At 39.0% G+C, this 21553-nt stretch carries 18 protein-coding genes; 11 read left to right on the forward strand and 7 right to left on the reverse strand.

Annotated elements, in window-relative coordinates; translation table 11 throughout:
• Window positions 1-152 precede the first annotated feature (152 nt).
• The 3 genes from L1999_RS11510 to L1999_RS11520 form a co-directional block, all read right to left on the reverse strand.
• Window positions 153-368, reverse strand: a complete 216-nt coding sequence (locus L1999_RS11510) for a twin-arginine translocase TatA/TatE family subunit (RefSeq protein ID WP_235743665.1) — start codon at window positions 366-368, stop codon at window positions 153-155.
• 81 nt (window positions 369-449) lie between these two features.
• On the reverse strand, window positions 450-1034 hold the full coding sequence (locus tag L1999_RS11515) for a hypothetical protein (RefSeq protein WP_235743666.1): 585 nt from the start codon (window positions 1032-1034) through the stop codon (window positions 450-452).
• Between the two features lie 142 nt (window positions 1035-1176).
• The gene (locus L1999_RS11520) at window positions 1177-2199 is read right to left on the reverse strand and encodes a M42 family metallopeptidase (protein ID WP_235744323.1); all 1023 of its coding nucleotides are present in this window, start codon (window positions 2197-2199) and stop codon (window positions 1177-1179) included.
• A gap of 268 nt (window positions 2200-2467) precedes the next feature.
• Here L1999_RS11520 and L1999_RS11525 point away from each other — a divergent pair, with 268 nt between their 5' ends.
• The 4 genes from L1999_RS11525 to L1999_RS11540 all read left to right on the forward strand — a co-directional run bounded on the left by L1999_RS11525 (window position 2468) and on the right by L1999_RS11540 (window position 7975).
• Window positions 2468-2782, forward strand: coding sequence for a hypothetical protein (locus L1999_RS11525; RefSeq protein ID WP_235743667.1), 315 nt, complete (start codon window positions 2468-2470; stop codon window positions 2780-2782).
• 599 nt (window positions 2783-3381) lie between these two features.
• Window positions 3382-4515: an MGDG synthase family glycosyltransferase gene (locus L1999_RS11530; protein WP_235743668.1), complete on the forward strand. Its 1134-nt coding sequence runs from the start codon at window positions 3382-3384 to the stop codon at window positions 4513-4515.
• Window positions 4516-4638: 123 nt separating this feature from the next.
• Window positions 4639-6051 carry an MFS transporter gene (locus L1999_RS11535; protein WP_235743669.1) on the forward strand — a complete coding sequence of 471 codons (1413 nt, stop codon included), beginning with the start codon at window positions 4639-4641 and terminating at the stop codon, window positions 6049-6051.
• Window positions 6044-7975 (forward strand): lipoteichoic acid synthase, encoded by a 1932-nt coding sequence (locus L1999_RS11540; RefSeq protein WP_235743670.1) that lies wholly within the window; start codon window positions 6044-6046, stop codon window positions 7973-7975. Before L1999_RS11535 ends, L1999_RS11540 begins: the two co-directional genes overlap by 8 nt.
• Window positions 7976-8051: 76 nt before the next feature.
• On the opposite strand, the gene corA is transcribed toward L1999_RS11540, so the two are convergent.
• Window positions 8052-9008: a magnesium/cobalt transporter CorA gene (gene corA, locus L1999_RS11545; protein ID WP_235743671.1), complete on the reverse strand. Its 957-nt coding sequence runs from the start codon at window positions 9006-9008 to the stop codon at window positions 8052-8054.
• A gap of 262 nt (window positions 9009-9270) precedes the next feature.
• Window positions 9271-10452 (reverse strand): TIGR04053 family radical SAM/SPASM domain-containing protein, encoded by a 1182-nt coding sequence (locus tag L1999_RS11550; protein ID WP_235744324.1) that lies wholly within the window; start codon window positions 10450-10452, stop codon window positions 9271-9273.
• A gap of 365 nt (window positions 10453-10817) precedes the next feature.
• Between L1999_RS11550 and L1999_RS11555 the strand changes: the two genes are divergently transcribed.
• Window positions 10818-11585, forward strand: coding sequence for a C40 family peptidase (locus tag L1999_RS11555; protein WP_235743672.1), 768 nt, complete (start codon window positions 10818-10820; stop codon window positions 11583-11585).
• A 190-nt stretch (window positions 11586-11775) separates the two neighbouring features.
• Window positions 11776-13203, forward strand: coding sequence for a PAS domain-containing sensor histidine kinase (locus L1999_RS11560; protein WP_235743673.1), 1428 nt, complete (start codon window positions 11776-11778; stop codon window positions 13201-13203).
• Here the strand turns inward: L1999_RS11560 and L1999_RS11565 are convergent.
• Window positions 13200-13550 (reverse strand): hypothetical protein, encoded by a 351-nt coding sequence (locus L1999_RS11565; protein ID WP_235743674.1) that lies wholly within the window; start codon window positions 13548-13550, stop codon window positions 13200-13202. The two genes, L1999_RS11560 and L1999_RS11565, sit on opposite strands and share 4 nt — an antisense overlap.
• 266 nt (window positions 13551-13816) lie before the next feature.
• Here L1999_RS11565 and L1999_RS11570 point away from each other — a divergent pair, with 266 nt between their 5' ends.
• The 5 genes from L1999_RS11570 to L1999_RS11590 all read left to right on the forward strand — a co-directional run bounded on the left by L1999_RS11570 (window position 13817) and on the right by L1999_RS11590 (window position 19248).
• Complete coding sequence (locus tag L1999_RS11570) at window positions 13817-14179, forward strand: hypothetical protein (RefSeq protein ID WP_235743675.1); 363 nt, start codon at window positions 13817-13819, stop codon at window positions 14177-14179.
• A 396-nt stretch (window positions 14180-14575) separates the two neighbouring features.
• A complete protein-coding gene (locus L1999_RS11575) occupies window positions 14576-15592 on the forward strand; it encodes an XdhC family protein (protein WP_235743676.1) in 1017 nt (338 codons plus the stop codon).
• Between the two features lie 88 nt (window positions 15593-15680).
• Window positions 15681-17948, forward strand: a complete 2268-nt coding sequence (locus L1999_RS11580) for a xanthine dehydrogenase family protein molybdopterin-binding subunit (protein ID WP_235744325.1) — start codon at window positions 15681-15683, stop codon at window positions 17946-17948.
• Window positions 17935-18774, forward strand: a complete 840-nt coding sequence (locus tag L1999_RS11585) for an FAD binding domain-containing protein (protein ID WP_235743677.1) — start codon at window positions 17935-17937, stop codon at window positions 18772-18774. The genes L1999_RS11580 and L1999_RS11585 overlap by 14 nt, the downstream gene beginning before the upstream one ends.
• Before the next feature lie 18 nt (window positions 18775-18792).
• Entirely contained in the window at window positions 18793-19248 is a 456-nt protein-coding gene (locus tag L1999_RS11590; RefSeq protein ID WP_235743678.1) for a (2Fe-2S)-binding protein, read from the forward strand.
• A gap of 71 nt (window positions 19249-19319) precedes the next feature.
• Here L1999_RS11590 and L1999_RS11595 read toward each other — a convergent pair whose 3' ends face one another.
• Complete coding sequence (locus L1999_RS11595) at window positions 19320-21389, reverse strand: peptidoglycan D,D-transpeptidase FtsI family protein (protein ID WP_235743679.1); 2070 nt, start codon at window positions 21387-21389, stop codon at window positions 19320-19322.
• Window positions 21390-21553 lie beyond the last annotated feature (164 nt).

Here is a 21553-nt window from a genome sequence, read left to right on the forward strand (position 1 = left end):
CTGATGATGACCACTATTGGTTTAGGTGCAGCCTATTTATTACGAAATCCCGATTCGCGAAAAAAATTAATGGATCAATTCCAGGCAATGGCAAAAAAACGGTAAACGCAGAGGCATCCCTTGACGAGTCAGGAGATGCCTCTATTTATTCCCTATTTTTTTAAATTGATTTGGTCTTTCTTTGCTTCAATAAGATCCTCTTTAATTTCTTCCTTGATATCATCTGCGATTCCCTCTGTTGCTCGTTTGAATTCGCGGATCGATTTCCCAAATGCTCGTCCGATTTCAGGAAGTTTGTTTGGTCCAAAAATGACTAATGCTACTACTAAAATTAAGATTAAGCCAGGTACACCAATATTAGAAAACATATCTTCATCTCCTAGTGATGAGTTGTAATTATTCAACCGCTATTATAACGTTTTTTTGTCGATTGTACTAGGGAGAATGTTTTAAGAGAAATTCGCATGAATGAAAAATATAATCAAGAAAGTGATGCCAAGTTTGAAATGCCAATTGCGGTCATTTCTCTTAAAACGCTTAAGTCCCATATAGATTAAGGGGAGAAGAATAAGGACTGTCATAATTCCTGAAATATAAGTAAAATCAAGCTTAAACCCCCGTAAAATGGCCATATAAACATGGAGAAATATGACTCCTGTAGAAAGTAATGCAATTGGAACATGCCAAGTTCGGACCAGCTTACCGACAAATTGTAAGATGGTTTTTAACTCAATTTTTCCCCATTTAATCCCTTTGAGCTGTTTATTTTTTACTAGTAGAAAAACAGGATAAATAGAGACTGCGGCATAGAAACCGATTTGTGCAATGGAACCAAACTGTTTAAATGTCCCTTTGTATTGTCGGAAATCTTGGGCCATTAGCTGTTCTCGATCCAAATAAACAAACAATACTTCAGCCAAAATTATGACAACCATCATCATTAAAAATAAATTGGTTCTTCGTCTTTCTTTCGGATTAGCGATGAAATTCGCTAAGAAGCCGGTTTTTCTCTGTGAAAGGGAACCCTGTTTCATTTTTATCACCTTCCTTACAACTTTTCTTTGATTATAAATGACAAATAGGAAAAATGTTTAATTTTAAGGGGAATTTAATGTACGGGAGTTTTAAGCATCGGCCGGGAGAATGCATTCCGGCCGATGTTTGATGATGACAATACTAAATAACAAGTTTAGATTGAACGTAATAATATAAAAGTTTGGCCGTATTTTCAATCGAAGATACATGTGTCCGTTCAAATGCATGTGATGAGTCAATTCCAGGTCCGATTAAGCCATGAACGATATCATGTCCGGAGCGAATTGCCGCAGAGGCATCTGAACCATAGAAGGGATAAATGTCCAGTTTGTAGCCTATCTTATGTTCTTCGGCAAGACGAACCAGGTGTTTCCGGAGTTCATAATGATAAGGGCCGCTAGAATCCTTTGCACAGATTGAAACCGTGTATTCATCTGTGGACTGACCATCACCCATAGCCCCCATGTCGACTGCTAAGTATTCGACTGTCTCTGGTGTAATATTGGAATTTCCGCCATAGCCAATTTCCTCATTGTTTGAAATTAAGAAATGTGTCGTATATGGCAAAGTAATTCCTTCTTTTTTGATTTGTTTAATCAATTGTAAAAGAATCCCTACACTTGCTTTATCATCTAAATGGCGTGATTTTAGATAGCCGCTCGGGGTAAGTTCTACACGCGGATCAAACGCAACAAAATCACCAACTTCAATTCCAAGTGCACGCACTTCTTCAGCAGTATGTACTTTCTCATCAATACGTATTTCGATATTATCTTGGTTCCGCTCGGCTTTGCCCGCATCTTTATACACATGGACAGAGGTTTGGTGCATCAGGATGGTTCCGGTATATTTTTTGCCATTTTGCGTTTCAATTTGGCAGTATTCACCTTCGATTGAGTTGTATTTAAATCCGCCGATTAAGTCAATTTTTAATCTGCCATTTGCTTTTACTTCTTTTACCATCGCTCCAAGAGTATCTACATGGGCGGTGAGCATTCGATGTTTGCTGCTATCTTGTCCTTTTATAGTGGCAATTAAGCCGCCTTTTCGATTCCGATATGTATCAACCTCTAACTCCTTAAGGAATTTCTCTACAAAAGTGATGACTTCATTCGTATTTCCGGTTGGGCTCGGAATAGAGACTAAATCTGCAATTAACTTCATTGTTTCATCTGAGTTTAGTTGAACCACTTGCAATACCCCTTTCTGTTTTCTCTCTCTTTTATTATACCTAATCTTGTCTAAAGAAGTGTTTTTAAACCATTTTAGGTTCAACTTTTTGCTATTGATGCATAGGTTAACAAAGGTCGTATTTTTAATCTTTAGGAATAAGAATAATAGAATCTGGGAATAAAGGGAATATGACATATATAGAAAAATCAATGGTTGGACCTTGATTCAACCTGCTTTATAGAATAGGGAGGAGAAGAAGTTGACCAGATTAGAGCTATATCATCAACAAAAAACGAAGCAGTTTCCGTGGAAGGGTCTAATTATTTCCATAGCAGTAAGTTTAATCTTAACTGCCGGTTTCTTTGTTTTTCGCTTTTACGATCAAAGTTCCATTAAAATTGACGCACCTTCAGAGCAACTAGGAGAAAAAGTGGTGATTCACTTGCCAAATGGGCAAAAGGTCTACACCTATGATAATTTTATTATTAAAAAAAATGGAAAGACTTATTATAAAGGGGAACGAAATACCATTGATCTAACGGGAGGCACCGTTACATACGAGGATTGGAAGTGAATAGTTTGGAAAACATCAGCGGATGCAGCAGCGTGTACTTTTATATTCCCTTTTTCGTTATGGACAATCTAGTTTTAGATCATGTTAAATGGTAATCTATTAATAATCGTGTAGGAGTATTTTATTTTATTTTAACACCTCTAAATATATAAAAGGATGATTATGACATGAAATACTTCGTTTGGACACTAATCATAGTAGATTTCCTTATCATTTTGGCTGTCATTTGTGGTGAAATATTTTTTAGTATATGATGTTTCTCTAAGTCTATTAGATTTACCAATAGGAAAAACAGCTTTTATTTTTTTTCGATAAAAAGACTTTAGTGTCCATCCGCTTGAGTCTTTTTTCTTACCTAAGGTTGTTTGGTCTATAGTGATTGAGGGTCTTAGGCGATAAATTAATAAACTTTTAATAGTAAATTCCTTTTATTAAAAATAGAAAGGGTATATATTTAAGTTTAAGTCTGTAATTAGATTTATTTCAAATTTGGATATTTCTACCTCTTTTGAAGGTGATTAAACGTTTCAGTTTTGTTATTATAGAATTATAATGGGATACCTTCCATGAATATTCGGTTTTAAGTGAGGGTCATAAGTATGGTAAAAAAAATTTTAATTATTTCTTCTGATAATACAGGACATGGACATAAAAGTATTACAGAATCTTTGAATGAAAAACTCAAACTCGACCCTAATATCGAGGTTAAAGTAATAGACGGCTTTTCACTTGGCGGACCATTTTTGATGCGAATTGGCAAGTCGTATGGCCCAATAACAAGAATGTCAGAAAATTTATGGAAAATGGTCTTTAACTTTTCGGCTAAAAACCCAGAATTGATTAATAAATTTATAGAAAATCTCATAAAAAATACTTTTTTAAAAGTATTGACGGAAGAAAAACCTGATTTAATTTTATCTGTTCATCCCAATTTTAATGGGTCAATTTTAAATATTTTAGAAAAACTTCCTATTAAAATACCATTTTTTGTTCTTATTGCCGATCTTGTGAACATATCCCCGCTTTGGGCCGATAAGAGAGTTGATTATACGATTTGTCCAACGATGGAAGCAAGGGACAAGTGTATCGAATATGGCATACCAGTAGAGAGACTTAAAATGTTAGGATTTCCTGTACGCTCAAGATTTTTTAGAGACAGTACGAATAAAAAGGTAAGTTATAGTGGTGGGGAACCCTTAAAATGTTTAATCATGAGCGGTGGCGAGGGTGTTGGCAATATGTTGAATATTGCCGAAGTTCTGCTTGATCATTTTGATTGCCATGTAAAAATTGTAGCAGGAAGAAATAAAAAGTTAAAATCAATGTTAAAGGAATCGCTCTCAAGCAAGTATGGAGACAAAGTGGAGATTTTTGGATTTACCGAAAACATTCAAGATCTTATGTTCGATTCCGATATCGCATTTACCAGAGGAAGCCCAAATGTTATGTTTGAGGCCATTTCTTCCAATACACCCATTATTATAACCGGAGCTTTACCTGGTCAAGAAGAGGACAATCCCTACTTTGCGGAAAGCTTAAATTTGGGGGTAATCTGTGAGGGGACAAGTGAAATTAAACTTATGATCTCCGAATTACTTGCAAATGAAGCGGAGAAACTAAAAAATATTATCGATTGTCAAAAAAATTATATAAAGCCTGAAGTGGCAGACGAAATCATTCAATTCCTTTTAGAGGAGGAAAATCGTTCTGAGAGGAAACTGCAGCTTGCCTAATAGTTAGGAAAAGAGTTTATTTTTAATAAGAAGCAAAACGATTGGTGAGGAACGATCCGTTCCGCACCTTTTCTGTATGATGGCAAGTCTTTTCAGCAATGGCAAACGATAGGGGGGGATGTTTTGAAAAATAAAAATGCCAAAACGCAATTCACGATAGCAGTATTTATTGCGCTGGCAGCCTTTGATAATATTATTATTGGATTATTTCCACCACTATTTAAGTTTATCGCCCAAGACTTACATGTAGATATCGCTAAATTGGGGATTGTTTCCGCTGTTAATATTATCGTTACAGCCATTTCTTCTGTTTATTGGGGCTATCTTTCTGGGAAATTTAAACGAAAACGATTGATTATCATCGGAACGTTAATCTGGGTTGCAGCTGTGTTTCTAACAGCCATAAGCAAAAGTTATATGCAACTTATCTTTTTTCAAATGGTAACGGGAATTGGTTTAGGTTGTATTGCTTCGATTGGCTTTAGTATATTAACAGATTTTATTCACTATGAAAAAAGAGGTACGGTGTTGAGTCTTTGGGGTATGGCGCAGGGGCTGGGAGGGATCACTGGATCGCTATTGGCTTCTTTGACTGCAACAAGCCACAGTTGGAGATGGCCCTTTGAAATCGTAGGTATTATTGGCTTTTTCCTGATTTTTTTATATCTTTTTGTAGAAGAACCATCGAGAGGCCAGTCGGATCCTGAATTGCGCCATTTTATTAAAAAGGGACAGGCCTATGATCATTTTATTGATGCAAAGCAAATCCGTTCTATTTTATTAAAGAAAAGTAATGTGTTACTATTTTTACAGGCATTTTTTATGAATATTTCAACGGGAAGTCTAATTTGGATTCCGACCTTATTTATATTTAAAATTCAACAGCAAGGATATAGTGTGGAAACGGCCATGATCGCCTCGGGTTATCTTTATGGTATCTTACAAATTGGCGGGATGACTTCCGCTTATTTCGGTCATCTTGGCGATAAATTTCAAAAAAAATCCTATAAAGGGCGAGCTTTTTTTACAGCCATTTTTGTCTTTCTTACGATGCCTTTTTATATCGGAATGTTTAGTATTCCAATGGATCACTTGATACTGCCTCATGACGATCATGCTATTCTGATTTTAGTCAATCTAATTAAACAAATCTTTCTAAATCCATGGATTGCTTTACTGTTTGTTGTAGCTTTTTTTGCATCCGCAGCACAGTCCGCCAATACTCCAAACTGGCTTGCGCTCATCACAGATGTGAATCTTCCTGAACACCGTGGAACAGCCTTTAGTGTTGCTAACCTCTTCAATAGTTTAGGGAGAACGATTGGAAACTTGGGATTCGGTACGCTGCTTGGAGTTATTACTGTCCACTATCAGGAACCAAATAACTATATAATGACCTTATCATTCCTGGAAGTTTTTCTTATTCCGTCTGCTTTGTGTTATTTATTTATGGCAAAAACCAATATGTCCGATATACATATTATGAAAGAAACATTGAAGATCAGATCGAACAAAATGGAGGAGCAGCATGAGTAATCTACTTCATAAAGGTCAACAAATGATGAACAAGTATTTGGGATTTTTCTTTTTAGCTGTTCTCTTCTTGTGGATTAAAACATATTTAGCGCAATTAACACAGTTTAAATTGGGAATTGATGGCCCATTTCAGCAGTTCCTATTATTTATTAATCCTCTGGGTTCATCACTTCTTTTTTTAGGACTGGCCCACTTTTTAAAAGGACGGAAAAAGTATATTTGGCTTATGGTCATCTATTTTTTCTTATCCGCTTTGTTGTACAGCAATATTTTATATTACCGATTCTTTAGTGATTATATTACTTTGCCGACACTGACTCAGACAAAAAATGCTGGAGAAATAGGCGGTAGTGTCATTTCTTTATTAAAACCGTATGACTTTTTATTTTTTATTGATTTTATCCTGCTGCTTTTACTACTTTGTTTCAAATTTGTGAAAATGGAAATGAAAGATTTGAAACGTCGGAAAGTTAGTGCATTCTATTCGCTAACCCTAACTATTCTATGTACGAATATAGGGCTTGCTGAAATAGACCGTCCTGAATTATTAACGAGAGAGTTTGACCACAATTATTTAATAAAATATATAGGTCTATACAATTACTCCATTAATGATATCGTTCAAAGCACGAAAGCATCCGCTCAGAGAGTAATGGCTGACAGCAATGATATTACAGAAGTTTATAATTATACAAAATCCAATTATGCTGAACCAAATCCCGAATACTTTGGAAAAGGCAAGGGAATGAATGTCATCTATTATCATCTTGAATCCTTCCAGAACTTTTTGATCAATTACAAATTACAGGGTGAAGAGGTAACTCCATTTTTAAATTCCTTGACCAATGATAAAAATACCCTTTATTTTGATAATTTTTTCCATCAGACATCACATGGTAAAACCTCTGATGCTGAATTTATGCTGGAAAATTCCTTATACGGGCTGTCACAAGGCTCTGCTTACATGTTAAAAGGCTACAACACCTACCAAGCAGCTCCTGCGATATTAGGACAGAAAGGGTATACCTCGGCCGTCTTTCATGGTAATTCGGGAAGCTTTTGGAACCGTAATATCATTTATAAATCATTTGGATACGATAAGTTTTTTGATTCAAGTTATTATGCGATGAATCCAGAAGATCTGACAGAGTACGGTTTGATGGATAAACCGTTTATTAAGCAGTCCATGCCGCTTTTAAAAACGTTACAGCAGCCATTTTATACGAAACTAATAACCTTGACGAATCATTTTCCATTTCCTATTGATAAAAAAGACGCCACGATCAAACCAGCTTCAACCGGTGTCCCATCTGTTGATTCGTATTTTCAAACTGCCCGCTATGCGGATGAAGCTGTAAAGCAGTTTTTTACTGATTTAAAAGAATCTGGATTAGCCGATCATACCATTGTTATTTTATATGGCGACCATTATGGGATTTCAAAGGAAAACAATCCAGAAATGGGGAAAATCCTCGGAAAGGAAATAACTCCTTTTGAGAGCACCGGATTACAAAGAGTGCCTTTATTCATTCATGTTCCAGGTATAAAGGGAGGGATAAACCACGAATATGGCGGGCAGATTGATGTTCTTCCGACCCTTCTTCACCTGTTAGGGATTGATTCCAAAGAATATATCCAATTCGGTACTGATTTACTGTCGACCCAGCATGATGACCTGATTCCTTTCCGCAATGGTGACTTTGTTAGCTCGAAAATTTCCGCGATCGAAGGAAAGTACTATGACACAGCTACGGGTCAGGAATTAGCTGAGGACCAGTTATCTGAGGCCGGGAAAGACCAGAAAATGGTGGATGAAAAGTTAATCCTATCCGATAAAGTCGTAAATGGTGATTTACTTCGTTTCTACTCTCCGAAGGGTTTTATACCCGTAAACCGATCAAATTACCACTATAAAAAAGAGTGATCATACAAGACAAAAGTAAACAAAAAATCCTGGCGAAGTAATTTGCCAGGATTTTTTAGATGCTTTCCGCTTGCAGTTAAAACCATCCCTTTTTTTTAAACCAAAGAAACATCGATAATCCAATGATCCCCATTAATCCAAGTGAATAGCCATAGCCATATTTCCATGACAATTCAGGCATATGTTTAAAATTCATTCCAAAGATTCCTGCGATTAGGGTTAATGGAGCAAAAATAGAGGTCATAATCGTTAGAAATTTCATCACATTATTTGTTTGATGTGAATTGATTGACAGATAATTTTCTCGAATGTCTGCTGTTATTTCACGATTCGACATGACCATATCGGAAAGTTTTAAAAGATGGTCATAGATATCAGAGAAATATTCTTTTCTATTGATAATATCACTAAGACGATGCGAGTTTAGCATCCGATAAAGCAGGTCACGCATTGGATTAACCGTGTGCATTAAATTAAGTAACATATACCTTGTGTCAAACAATTCATTCAATAAATTGTTCATTGGTTTATTATAAGTATTTTCTTCGATTTCATCTAATTTATCTTCAATCCTGTTAATGATCGGGAAGTAATTATCGACTATTTTGTCTAGAATCCGATAAAACACATGTAAACTTCCGAATTTATCCACATCATTTTGAGTAGATGCTTCATCCCAAACCTGGGAAACCTCTTTTGACGGGTTAAACTGAAACGTCACGATAAATTTCTCGCCAACAAAAAAATCTAACTCTTCTTTTAAGATCTCATTTTCTTTTTCCCGAACAATATGGGTAACAAAAAATGTATGGTCATCATAGTAATCTAATTTTGGTCTTTGGAGTATTTTATTCAGACAATCTTCAATAGCAAGCGGATGAAAATGAAAAATATCTGATAGACATTTGTTCTCTTCATCAGTTGGGTCATTTATATCTACCCAAAATCGGCTATATTTCTCAAAATTTAGATTGTGGATGGAGCTATGCTTTTCCAGAATATGTTCTTCAGTAACGCCCAAGAATCTTATCATTTTTAACATCCTTTTTTAACAATAAAAAATTTTTTTATCAACATCAATACACTTACTATATAGGAATGACCGGAAAAGAAGAAGATTAAATTTGTCCAATTCCAGATGTTAACGCTAAAAACAACTTTCCCAATAAGAAAGAAACATAACCAGGTTAGTAATGTTAAGATTATGATTGTCTCGACTGTTCCATCTCCAATTCTGTTGTTCCGATCAATGTAAAAGGCATTCCGAGTAGGAATGCCTCATAGCGTTAGGAAGGTTAGAGAGTAGGTGCTGTTTCTTTGTTGCGCATGGACTGTGGAATGTACACACAGAATGGCTCGCTTTCTAAATAATCACCTGTTACCGCATACGTACGTGAACGGGAGCCGCCGCACATTTTATTATATTCACAAACGCCGCATTTCCCTTTATAGTTATCAGGCTGACGCAGTTCTTTAAATACTTTTGCCTCACGATAAATCTCTGCAAGCGGAGTTTCACGAATATTACCGCCGACAATTGGGAGCAAGCCGCTGGGCATTACATCGCCGATATGTGAAACAAAAGCAAATCCATCCCCGTCGTTAACCCCTTTTGGAGCACGTTTCAAGCCATCGTGCATGGAGGCAAAATCGGTTGTAATGGAATCTTCGTAGTGAATTTCTCCTTTTTCAATTAAATGATCCCGGGTTTTTTGCTGTAGGACAACTCGGCGGTAATGCTGAGCAGCCGTTGTTTTAATATCATATGGAGCGGTTTTACTTAACTCATATAACCATCTGAATACCTTTTCATGTTCAGCAGGTGAGATACATGCATCCATTTGGCCTCTGCCTGTTGGGACAAGCAGGAAAATATACCACATCACTGCCCCAAGCTCGGCAACTAATTTCGACATCTCCTCAAGAGAGTCATAATTATACCGAGAAATAACGGTGTTGATTTGTAATGGCATCTCGAGTTCATTTAAGTATTTAATTTTTTCAACTGTTAATTCGAATGAACCTGGAGTTCCGCGGAAATGGTCATGGATGGCTGGAGTAGGTCCGTCTAAGCTAAAGCCCCAGCGTGATAGTCCAACTTCTTTAAATAGCTGCATTTTTTCTTTTGTTACATTAGCCGTTGCGCTTGGAGTCATCGAGACACGCATACCTTTTTTAATAGCATAATCAGCAAGTTCGTATAAATCTTCTCTCATCATACAATCCCCGCCAGTGAATACGAGCATTGGATTATCCATTTCATAGATTTGGTCAATTAGATTGATGCCTTCTTCATGTGTTAATTCCCTAGGATCAGCGGTAAGCTGAGCGTCTGCCCGGCAATGAACACATTTTAGCTGGCAAGCCCTGGTTACTTCCCAAATTACAATAAAAGGGTTTTCATCATAATCTATCTTTTTTCCGGCCCCATGTGGATGACCTATGTTTTGTGGGTGTCCCTTACTAATTCCTTGCATCATTATCACCAAAATTCATAATTATTTTCTTACCATTTAAATTGTTTCTATAGTTTTATTATAAATATGCCAATCTCCTTTGGATGAGGGGTTTGTTACAATATTTCTACATTCGATTCCAATGGCTTATATTATTACAAGAATGTTACAATTTGATGAAGGGAAATGAGTGGAGTTTAAGAGATTTGTAATACAAACCTGATTATCTGTGGATTTTTCGGTAATACCTGTTGTCACAATTGATGATTTTTTTTCCATATATGGCAATACCTTTATTGAAAACCATATCTTTGGCAGTACAACCATCTACAGCTCTCTATTAAGATAAAAGTATTAAAAAACGAATCGAAGGAGAGCTGCCATCTATGAAAAGGCCCTTATTGTCAGCTGTGGCAACTGCAGGCATCTTATTTGCATCTTTTAGTGGCACTGCGAGTGCACATGAAAATATCTATACCGTCCAATCTGGTGATACGCTCTGGAAAATCTCGCAAGCTAACCAAATATCTGTAATGGACTTAAAGGCTTGGAATCAGCTTACAAGTGATACACTCTACATTAATCAAAAACTATCATTACTGGCCCCGCACAGCCATGACACCACTTATACGGTGCAAAGCGGGGACACACTTTGGAAAATTAGTAATCGCTTTAACATTCCTGTCACCCAGCTTAAATCTATTAATAATTTAACATCAGATATGATTAGAGTAGGACAAGTCCTTAAAGTTCCTACAGCGGATACCACCTTACCTGCTCCACAAACTACGGTTCCAAAAGCACAAATGGTCATGAATGTGGCCAATAAATACATCGGTACACCCTATTTATGGGGAGGAAACACACCGGCTGGATTTGATTGCAGTGGGTATACAAAATACGTATTTGAACAAGTAGGAATCTCTATTCCTAGGACCGCTGCCACGCAGTGGTCAGGCTTAAAAGTAGTTAGTACCCCCATTGCAGGAGATCTTGTATTTTTCGAAACGTATGCACCTGGTCCTACACATGTCGGTATTTATTTAGGCAATAACAAATTCATACAAGCTGGCTCATCGGGAGTATCAATTGCTGATATGACAAACTTGTATTGGAAACCAAGATATCTTGGCGCACGAACCGTGTTAAATTAATACTTCAAAAATAGGATGTCTTAAAGCGAAAGGACCGTTAGAGATGTCCTTTTTAAGTTTTCTGAAAATCAGAAAATTAATACTTTAAGAATTAGCCGTTTCACTATATACTTATAAAGTGTCTTTTTTTTCTAAATGACTGATGACCTCAAAATCTTCAAAAAATGGAATAGAATGGTTGGAGGCTTAGATGTTAAATTTAACACTATTTCGAGAGATTTTTTATCAATCCCGAATCCCGCAGTTAATAAGTACAATCGATTTTACCATGGTCCAATTTAATCCAGCTTTTTGTGAGTTTGTTGGCTATTCGTCCGGTGAGCTGGAAAAATTGTCGGTGGAAGAGATTTCTCACCCTGATGACATGATAACCGATACGCGGTTATTTAAAGAACTATTAGATTATCAAAGAAATGAATATCAGTTTGAAAAGAGGTATATCCACAAGTCAGGTGAAATTAAAACAGGGGTACTAACGGTATCTAGGATCAAGGAAAAGTTGACGGGTGAGGAGTTTTTACTCGGTCAAGTTCTCGATATCACGGAGAAAAAACAAATGGAGAACGCCCTAAAATATAGAGAGAAAAAATACCGGCTTCTAGCTGAGCATTCTTCTGATATCATCATGTTACATAAAGTTGATTTTACCTGCCTTTATAGTTCTCCTTCCGTTCAAACCTTATTAGGATATCAGCCTGAAGAAATGATTGGAAAAAATCCTCTAGAATTTATCCATCCTGACGACCTTATCGAAATAAGAAAACAGCAAATTTGTGCCCAAGTTGAAGAAATTAAGCTGATTACCTGCCGTTGTCGTAAGAAGGACGGTTCTTTTATTTGGATTGAATCGACGGTTAAGGCATTGAGTGATCCAGAAACTGGAGAAGTAAAGGAGATCGTCACGGTTACACGGGATATTGAGCAGCGAATGGAGACGCAGGATCGACTGCGAAAATCTGAAAAATTAGCAGTGGTAGGGCAGATGGCGGCCGCTGTGGCCCATGAGATTCGAAATCCGTTAACACCCATTAAGGGCTTTATGCAGTTGCTAAATGCAGAAAAAGAAATGAACCCGGTTTATTTAAAAATTGTTCTTGATGAATTGCATCGAGTGGAGGTCATTATCTCTGAATTTTTGACAATGGCCAAACCACATACGGAAAAATTAACAAATGTTTGTATTGATCAATTAGTTGAACAGGTCGTCCAACTGTTAAAACCCGACGCAAATCTGACAAGTAAGGAGTTACATTTTTATGTGGAACGGTCGAATTTATCGATTATGGGTGATCCGAATTCGTTAACACAGGTGTTTCTAAATATCATTCAAAATGCGCTCGAGGCAACAGAAAAGAAGGGACAGGTTCATATTAAAGTGATGCCGGAGAGCACAGGTGTGACAATCAAAATTAACGATAATGGCTGCGGCATTCCCCGTGAACGATTATCGAAGCTTGGCGAGCCGTTTTACTCAACAAAGGAAAGAGGGACAGGCCTTGGTCTCATGACCTGCTACCGAATTGTCGAGGCACATCAAGGAAGGATCAACATTGAAAGTCAAGAAGGAAATGGGACAACCGTTTCCATTTGGCTCCCCTGTGAATCAATTAACAGCTAAATGGCTTGCTGTTGCTCAAAATCTGTTTGTTTTTTGATCATGATCGTATTGTTAAAATAGCTTTTTAATATAAGCCATTTTGCTGGATAGGAATTAATAAATTCTTCAACGGCTTGTTGGGAATAATAGATGAAATAATCAAATGAGGTATTCGCTTTATGTAAATCATACAGTAACGCATGGGGAACAGAATAATACTCCTTCAATTGATACGGGTTTAGGGTAACGATCTGAATACTTTGTTCCTCAAGGTGTTTTTTTATGGCTTGTTCTTGTAAAATACTACTTTCTTCCCTAGTTAGACCTCCAATGGAAATACGGTCATTAATAAAATATATTCCGTTCATTGTTATCATCCTCTCAAGTTCCATTGGTATTGTTATTGACAGGGATAGTTAGAAGTATACTTAGAGAGTGGAGATGATTTTTTGTAGGGGAACAGCTTTTTTCCTTAGTTTTTCCCTAATAATAACGTGACACTCACACATTTATTGGTAGTTTTATTCAGAATGAATGCCTCTAAAAGTGCGAATTATAATCTTGGGTTGAATTTTCAATCCATTGATCCAGCAGGTTGTATTGCATTTGATATCCAAATAATGGAGGTAATGACATGAACGCTCAACATACGATTACACACGTTTTTCAATGCCGTCAGCTTTCACAGCAGCTTATTCAGCAGACACAATTAAGTAATCAGCAATACCAACAAATGCTGCAAAACGAGCAGCAAAATGTTCGAATGCTCGAGCAAATGCTGCAAAAAGAAAGAATGGCGGTTCAAACGATTCAGCAAAGCTTACAAGGGCATGAGATAGCGATCCAACGATGCCAAGAAGTTATTGCACAGTGTAATCAATTGGAGAGAGAGCTTGCGGGACAGATGGGGACATATGGATATCAAACAGGTACAAATGTACAGCCTGCTTTCCAAACCCAGACATTCCAACAAAACCAAGTCCCATCATTCCGCTAAAGCAAAAAAGCGCGCACATTTCGATGTGCGTGCTTTTTTTATTAGTTGTGTAAATGGATTCTGTTTAGCCGTCTGGAGCGGAAATCAACATACAAGATTAACACAGCCATTTTGTTAAAAAAATAACCCGGCAAATGCCGGGCAAATCAAACCTAATCTATATAAAGGGGGGCGGAGGTTAAAGGTTCTTACGAAGAACCTATTTATATCTTAAAAGATAATTATGACTAAACTATGAAGGAATAATTAATAGTTTTTGAAGTTTTTAATAGATACTCATAGGGTTGAGTTCTGCAACAATTCCGACGTAGAAATAAATAAATCATTCTAGGAATAGCATCCCGCTTAATATAAATAACAATAGTGGATATTTATGCTTAAAAGTGGGGGAAAAGTGTGGAGGATTTTTATCAAATTTTAGATGTTCTTCATTATCCTGAAGAAAAAGTCATCGCAACCATCGTCGGTGTAAACGGGTCGGCCTATAAAAAAGAAGGTTCTTCGATGCTCTTTTTTTCGGATGGAACACAAATAGGGATGTTAACGGCAGGCTGTCTAGAAGAAGACCTGGCTGTAAAAGTGAGAGAAGTTTTTCGTAAACAAGAGGCGACGATCATCCAATACGATCTGTACATGGAGGATGATCTGGACTGGGGGCAGGGCGCAGGCTGCAATGGCATAATTGATATATTACTTGAACCGGTAACCGAGCAATTAACAGAGGACCTTCATATGGTTAAAGAACTTCTACGTCAGCAAAAGCCTGTTATTCTCTTAAAAAAACTGGTGGATATTGGAGAATATGTGTTTATTGAAGAGGATGGGGAGCCATTTGGAAACTGGTCGGGATCATTGCCGACAATTGAATTTACCTCGAAAAGCGGCATCATTACAAGAGATGGGTCATCTATCTTTCAACAAACGATTTATCCGAAACCGCGTTTAATTGTTTTCGGTGCGGGCCCTGATGCAAGACCACTTGTAGCATTAGCTGCCGAAACCGGTTTTACAGTCATGGTTTGTGACTGGCGGGAAGCCTTATGTCAAAAGAAGCACTTTCCAGCAGCAGCTTTAGTGATTCAGGGATTTCCACAGGATCTGCTTAAACAAATCTCATTTTCCCCTTATGATTTTGTCGTGGTTATGACCCATCAATTTAAACGAGATCAAGAGTTAGTAAGAAGAATTTTAAATGAAAATATCCGCTATTTAGGAGTTTTGGGACCTAAAGAAAGAACAAGACGATTGCTAAATGGGGAAGAAGTTCCCAAGGGGATGTTTTCGCCGATGGGAACTTCAATTGGGGCGAGAGGTCCTGTGGAAATAGCCGTTAGTATCGTGGCACAAATGATTCAAGTATGGAGAAAACCAGCGCACGAAAGAGTTGAACTGCTATGGACCATTCCAGATTAACGGATGTGTGTTAGGAGGTTTTACTGTGGAGGTAATTGGAAAAAGTGTTATTCGTAAAGATGCGCTCGATAAGGTGACAGGTCGGGCCATGTATACGAATGATTATTTTAACAAGCCAATGCTGTCCGGAAAAATGGTCATCAGCCCGTATGGTCATGCCAAGATTGTTAGTATTAACACAATGGAAGCATCACAGGTACCGGGCGTCAGAGCGATCCTTGCCGGCCGGCACTTTCCGTTAACAGGGGAAGCGATTCGGGATCGGCCGCCTATCGCGGTTGATAAGGTTCGATACCACGGTGAACCAGTCGCACTTGTCGTAGCAGATACCCCTGCTCAGGCTAAGAAGGCGGCAGACCTGATAAAGGTTCAATATGAATTGCTTCCAGTTGTCAATTCGCCGACCCAGGCATTTAAACAAGGGGCACCACTGGTCCATGAAGAGCTTGGTAACTATGATAAGGATGAGGATTCCCACCCGGTACCTGGAACCAATATTGCGACCCTGATTAAAATTCGGAAAGGAAATTTGGAGGATGGCTGGGCAGCGAGTGAAATAGCAGTCCAAGAGAGTTTTGCCTTTGCACCTTCTGATCATGCTGCCATGGAAACAAGATGTGCAACCGCTGAAATCAGGCCGGATGGAACGATCATCATCATGACCTCATCACAAGCTCCATTTATGGTCAAACAGCTAATCGCTAAATACTTTAATGAAGATATGGGCAAGATTATTGTCCATACACCGCTGGTTGGCGGCGCCTATGGAGGGAAAGCAGCCGTCCAATTAGAGGTCCTTGCTTACCTTGGTTCCAAGGCGGTCGGCGGAAAGCCTGTTAAAATACTAAATGATCGCGAACAAGATATCATTACCTCTCCCTGTCATATTGGCTTAGATGCCACCATTAAATTAGGAGCAGATCGGAATGGGAAAATAATGGCGGCGGAAATCGAATTTCTATGGGATGGTGGTGCCTATTCAGATAAGGCAATTGATGTGACCCGGTCTGGTGCTGTCGATTGTACGGGACCCTATAACATTGAAAATGTCTGGTGTAATTCCTACTGTATGTATACGAATCATCCCTATGCTTCGCCATTTCGGGGCTTTAGTCATTCAGAGTTGTCGTTTTGTATAGAACGAACCATGGATATCCTCGCGCAAAGATTAAATATGGATCCGCTAGAGCTGCGCTACATCAATGCAATTATGCCAGGTCATACCACGCCAACAAGGGTGAGGCTGAATAAAAGCAATGTCGGTAATCTGCAAAAATGTATTGACATGGTCCGGGATTTAATGAAATGGGATGAGGGTGCGATAAAGGAAATAGATGAACGATATGTGAGGGTTAAGGGAGTAAGCTGCAGCTGGAAAACTTCGACCATTGACCCGAACGCACCATCAGGGGCGATTATTACCTTCAACCGGGATGGCAGTCTAAATTTGATGTCTGGGGTCATTGAAATAGGCACTGGCACTAAAACGATTCTTGCTCAAATCCTAGCCGAACGGTTGAAAATGGATGTGGATAAAATCCATGTCAGAATGGAAGTTGATACACAAACGACTCCTGAACATTGGAAGACCGTGGCGAGCCGTGGTACTTACATGGGCGGAAGGGCCGTCCTTAATGCAGCAGATGATGTGATTCGTCAGTTAAAAGAGACTGCATCATGTGTCCTGCGGGCACCAATCGAAGATTTTGAAGTCGCCAACAGTCGTGTCTTTTTACGGGATGATCCGTCTATCGGTCTTGATTTCAAGGATGTAGGCTACGGCTATCAATACCCAAATGGAAATTCAATTGGGGGGCAAATTATTGGCCGTGGCAAATTTATCTTACGCCATCTAACCCACTTGGACCCGGAAACAGGTGAAGGAAAGCCAGGTCCAGATTGGACTGTTGCCGCTTATGGGGTTGAAATTGAGTTAGACCGAAGGGATTATACCTATCGGCTGTTAAAAGCATGTACGGTAGTAGATATTGGAAAAGTAATGAACGAAAAGGCAGCCCTTGGTCAAGTAATGGGAGCAATGAGCATGGGATTGGCCTTTGCTGGACGAGAAACATTTTATTTTGATGAACTTGGCCGGGTTTTAAATCCTCAGCTGCGGACGTATCGGCCGTTACGCTACGGTGAACATCCCGAGTATTTGGTTGGCTTTGTCGAGACACCCCAGATAGATGGCCCGTATGGTGCGCGCGGGGTCGGGGAGCATGGGCTAATGGGAATGCCAGGGGCGCTCGGAAATGCTTTATCGATCGCTGCAGGTGTTTCGCTTGGGAATCTTCCGCTCATCCCTGAATTAATCTGGAAGGCAAAGGAGGCGGCTGGTCATGCTCCCCTTTGATTTTGATTATTACCGCCCAGAAACGTTAAAAGAGGCGGTCGATTTATTTCAATATTTAGATCAACAGGGGAAGCAGCCGTTTTATTTTTCGGGTGGAACGGAATTATTGACGCTCGGAAGAATTGACTTAGCGTACACCGAGGCAGTCATTGACATTAAAGGGATTCCTGAATGCAAGGCCATGGAGGTAAGTGGAGACCAATTGTTGCTCGGAAGTTCACTCTCGTTAACTGTTATCGAGGAGGCGAATCATTTTCCACTTTTAACGAAAACAGCCAGTGAAGTTGCCGATCATTCGGCTCGTGGAAAAATTACATTGGGCGGCAATATCTGTGCGCGGATTTTTTACAGGGAAGCGGTTCTGCCCCTTTTACTGGCCGACAGCAGAGTCATGATTAATGGACCTGAAGGAAAAAAAATTGTTCCAATTAATGATGTATTTCAAGGTCATTTGCACTTAAACAAAGGAGAATTTTTAGTGCAAACGGCTACGAATCTTTCGTTTATTCAGGCCCCGTATTTTACCGTTAAACGAAGGCAGCAATGGGAGACCGGTTATCCGCTGATTACGTTGGCTGCCATAAAATTTAATCAAAAGATCCGAGTAGCAGTTAGTGGGTTATGCCCATTTCCGTTCCGCTCTTCCGCAGTGGAGGAATCGCTCAATGCTCAGGGACAATCGCTTGCAACAAGGATTGACAGAGCCATTGCTGGATTACCTCAGCCAATTTTAGAAGATATTGAGGGGTCCAAGGAATACCGGCTATTTGTGCTGCGAAATTTACTCTTGGATGCGGTAGAAAGTCTGGAGCGTGAACAGTATTAATAGGGGAGGAGAAAGGGTTTGAGAAGCTATCCCATAACGTTGGATGTAAATGGAGAAAGTCATATTTTATCGGTCAGACCGGCTGATACTCTATTATTTGCCCTTCGCAGTTACCTAGGCCTGACTGGCGCAAAGCCCGGCTGTTTAAATGGTGACTGCGGCGCATGTACGATTAATATTGATTCATGGCCGATGAAGTCATGTTTGATGCTGGCAGTGGAAGCAGTAGGGAAAAAAGTGACGACAATTGAAGGTCTAAATGGTGCTCCTATTCAGAAAGCGTTTATTGAAAAATTTGCTTTTCAATGCGGTTATTGTACGCCCGGTTTTATTATGAATTGTCATTCGTTAATCCAACAGCATCCTGAGGCTGATGATGAAACGATTAAGGAATGGCTGGAATCCAATATCTGCCGCTGCACGAGTTATGCAGAGATAGAAGAAGCTGTAAAATCGGTGTTACGAAAAAGTTAGCAATGCCTAGTCAAACTAACCGCTAGGCGTTTTTCTTTTCCAAAAAACACGAATAGGGTGCAACGGGCACCCTATTTCTTGTTCATTTGAAAATAGGTGTCTAAAACACGGCGGCCTATTTTTAGATTCGCCCGATTATCATCTTTGCCATCGTATGCCCACGGTACGATCACAGCCATCGCGACCACTGGATTAGAGCTGGGAGCATAACTTACCAGACTTAAATTCATGACTGGCGGCGGCTCTTTGCCAAAATGGCTGCGTAAGGGTCCATCATAAAAGGCTTCAGCCGTTCCTGTTTTACCAGCTGGTGAGTAGGGAGTACCTTTAAAAAATTTGTAAGCAGTTCCGCCAGGTTCCTGCATTACCTTTTTAAATCCAACTTGTACACGTCTCAGCCATTCTTTTTTTACATCGACCGTATTTAAGACAGTCGGATTGATTTCCTTCAGCACTGGACCCATCGTCTCGCCATCGCGGGATGATTCCCGTATTTCTTTAACGATATGCGGCTGCATCCGATAGCCTCCATTCGCAATGGTTGAAACATATTGTGCAAGCTGCATAGCTGAATAAGTATCGTATTGTCCAATCACGAGGTCAAGTAAGTATCCAGGAAGCCTGCTTTGTCCCTTGAAACCTGTCTGCTCATTTGGTAAATCAATTCCCGTTCTTGTCCCTAATCCAAAGGAGGCAAACGAATTTCTAATTGTTTCAAATGCCTGTTTATTTAAGAAATTTAAGGGCTTGTCGTATTGATAATGGCCTTTGCCAATCCTTAAGGCAGTACGGAACATGTATACGTTTGACGACTTCTTTAAGGCAGTAATTTCATTTAAACGGCCTAGATAAGTATAGGATTTTTTGATTGGAGTATCTTTAATTTTAATTCCTGCATCATCAAAATAAGTATTTGGGGAAATAGCGCCTGTTTTATATCCGGTTAAAATCGTGGCCCCTTTTACAGTAGAGCCTACACTATAGGTGGTCGTAAACGTTCCGAGGGCATCATCTATCATGACTGCCCTTCCAGTTTTTCTGTCTTTGACGATTTTTTTTCCTGACATCGCAAGTACATCCCCGGTGTGGGGATCCATTAAGACCACATAGGCCCGGTCGGTAAACCGAGTCCCCGGCCATTTCTTTGCAGCCCAAAGCTCTTCTTCAATAATTTTATCAACAGCGATTTGCAAATCCATATCAATCGATAACACAAGGTCCTTACCTTTGTTACCTGCCAATACGGTTTCGGTTTCAATGACATTTCCTGTTTTGTCTGTGATATTTTTTACCTTTGATTTAGTTCCGTGCAGGACATCCTCGTATTGCATTTCCAGTTGACTTTTTCCAACCCGGTCATTTCGGTTATAGCCTCTGGCCAAAAAATGTTCTAACTGATCCGCGGGAAGTCCTTCTCCGGAATTGGTCACGTTTCCTAAAACAGACCTTATTGTATTGCCATAGGCATAGGAGCGGTCCCAATCCGTAGTGGTTTCCACCCCAGGAAGGGACTGTAGATTCTCACTAACAACGGCATATTCCTTCTCGGTAACACCTTCATTCTTAACCATCTCCGGGATAAATTTATAGCCTTTGCTAAATTGCCGATAAATCGCTAATATTTCAAGATCATTAGGTGTTAATTGATTTAATTCTTCGGTTGTGATTCTCGCCAATTTTAATTTGTAAAGATCTTGATCTGTTAGTTTCTTGTTGGCATATAAAGCTTTTTCTTGATCCGATATTTTGGCGTCAGCTTGATCAGGATGCTTCATCATCCAAAAGTCTAGCTTCTCCCTCTCAGTGATCATATCCGTTTTTTGCTCAATGAGCTTTGCAAGATTCTCAGCTGTTTTCAGCATATCTGTCTGACTAAAGCCTTCATTGGTAAAGGAAATGGCGCTCTTAGGGACATTATCAACGACCACCTGATAATCTCTGTCAAAAATCTTTCCTCTAGGGACAGGGTTACTGACAGTAATGTCTACTTTTCTTTCCAAATCCCTTTTAAAGTTTTCTCCGTAAACAATTTGAACGAAACCTAATCTTAGAATTAGAACGGAAAATAAAAAAAACACTCCAAAAAAAAGCAAATTTAGGCGAAAAGGAAAATGGGATTTTTTCTTTTTCTGCTTCTCCAAATGGGTCGCACATCCTTTTATCCAAATAGTTTCCTTTTCATTATTATGCCTGATTGTAATAGGAAATATAGGTGAATTTGGTTGATCCATTTATTTTTTAGCATAGTAAAGTGGGAGGATCCTTTAAAACTTAGAGAAATGAGTTTTTAGAAACTTCACCAATA

Origin of the sequence: Neobacillus drentensis (assembly GCF_021560175.1) — a bacterium.
Taxonomy (GTDB): domain Bacteria; phylum Bacillota; class Bacilli; order Bacillales; family Cytobacillaceae; genus Neobacillus; species Neobacillus drentensis_A.

Excerpts from the sequence above, each read along its gene's own strand:
- L1999_RS11510 (WP_235743665.1), bottom strand. The coding sequence starts at position 368 with ATGTTTTCTAATATTGGTGTACCTGGCTTAATCTTAATTTTAGTAGTA.
- L1999_RS11515 (WP_235743666.1), bottom strand. The coding sequence starts at position 1,034 with ATGAAACAGGGTTCCCTTTCACAGAGAAAAACCGGCTTCTTAGCGAAT.
- L1999_RS11520 (WP_235744323.1), bottom strand. The coding sequence starts at position 2,199 with ATGAAGTTAATTGCAGATTTAGTCTCTATTCCGAGCCCAACCGGAAAT.
- L1999_RS11530 (WP_235743668.1), top strand. The coding sequence starts at position 3,382 with ATGGTAAAAAAAATTTTAATTATTTCTTCTGATAATACAGGACATGGA.
- L1999_RS11540 (WP_235743670.1), top strand. The coding sequence starts at position 6,044 with ATGAGTAATCTACTTCATAAAGGTCAACAAATGATGAACAAGTATTTG.
- corA (WP_235743671.1), bottom strand. The coding sequence starts at position 9,008 with ATGATAAGATTCTTGGGCGTTACTGAAGAACATATTCTGGAAAAGCAT.
- L1999_RS11550 (WP_235744324.1), bottom strand. The coding sequence starts at position 10,452 with ATGCAAGGAATTAGTAAGGGACACCCACAAAACATAGGTCATCCACAT.
- L1999_RS11555 (WP_235743672.1), top strand. The coding sequence starts at position 10,818 with ATGAAAAGGCCCTTATTGTCAGCTGTGGCAACTGCAGGCATCTTATTT.
- L1999_RS11560 (WP_235743673.1), top strand. The coding sequence starts at position 11,776 with ATGTTAAATTTAACACTATTTCGAGAGATTTTTTATCAATCCCGAATC.
- L1999_RS11565 (WP_235743674.1), bottom strand. The coding sequence starts at position 13,550 with ATGAACGGAATATATTTTATTAATGACCGTATTTCCATTGGAGGTCTA.
- L1999_RS11570 (WP_235743675.1), top strand. The coding sequence starts at position 13,817 with ATGAACGCTCAACATACGATTACACACGTTTTTCAATGCCGTCAGCTT.
- L1999_RS11580 (WP_235744325.1), top strand. The coding sequence starts at position 15,681 with ATGTATACGAATGATTATTTTAACAAGCCAATGCTGTCCGGAAAAATG.
- L1999_RS11585 (WP_235743677.1), top strand. The coding sequence starts at position 17,935 with ATGCTCCCCTTTGATTTTGATTATTACCGCCCAGAAACGTTAAAAGAG.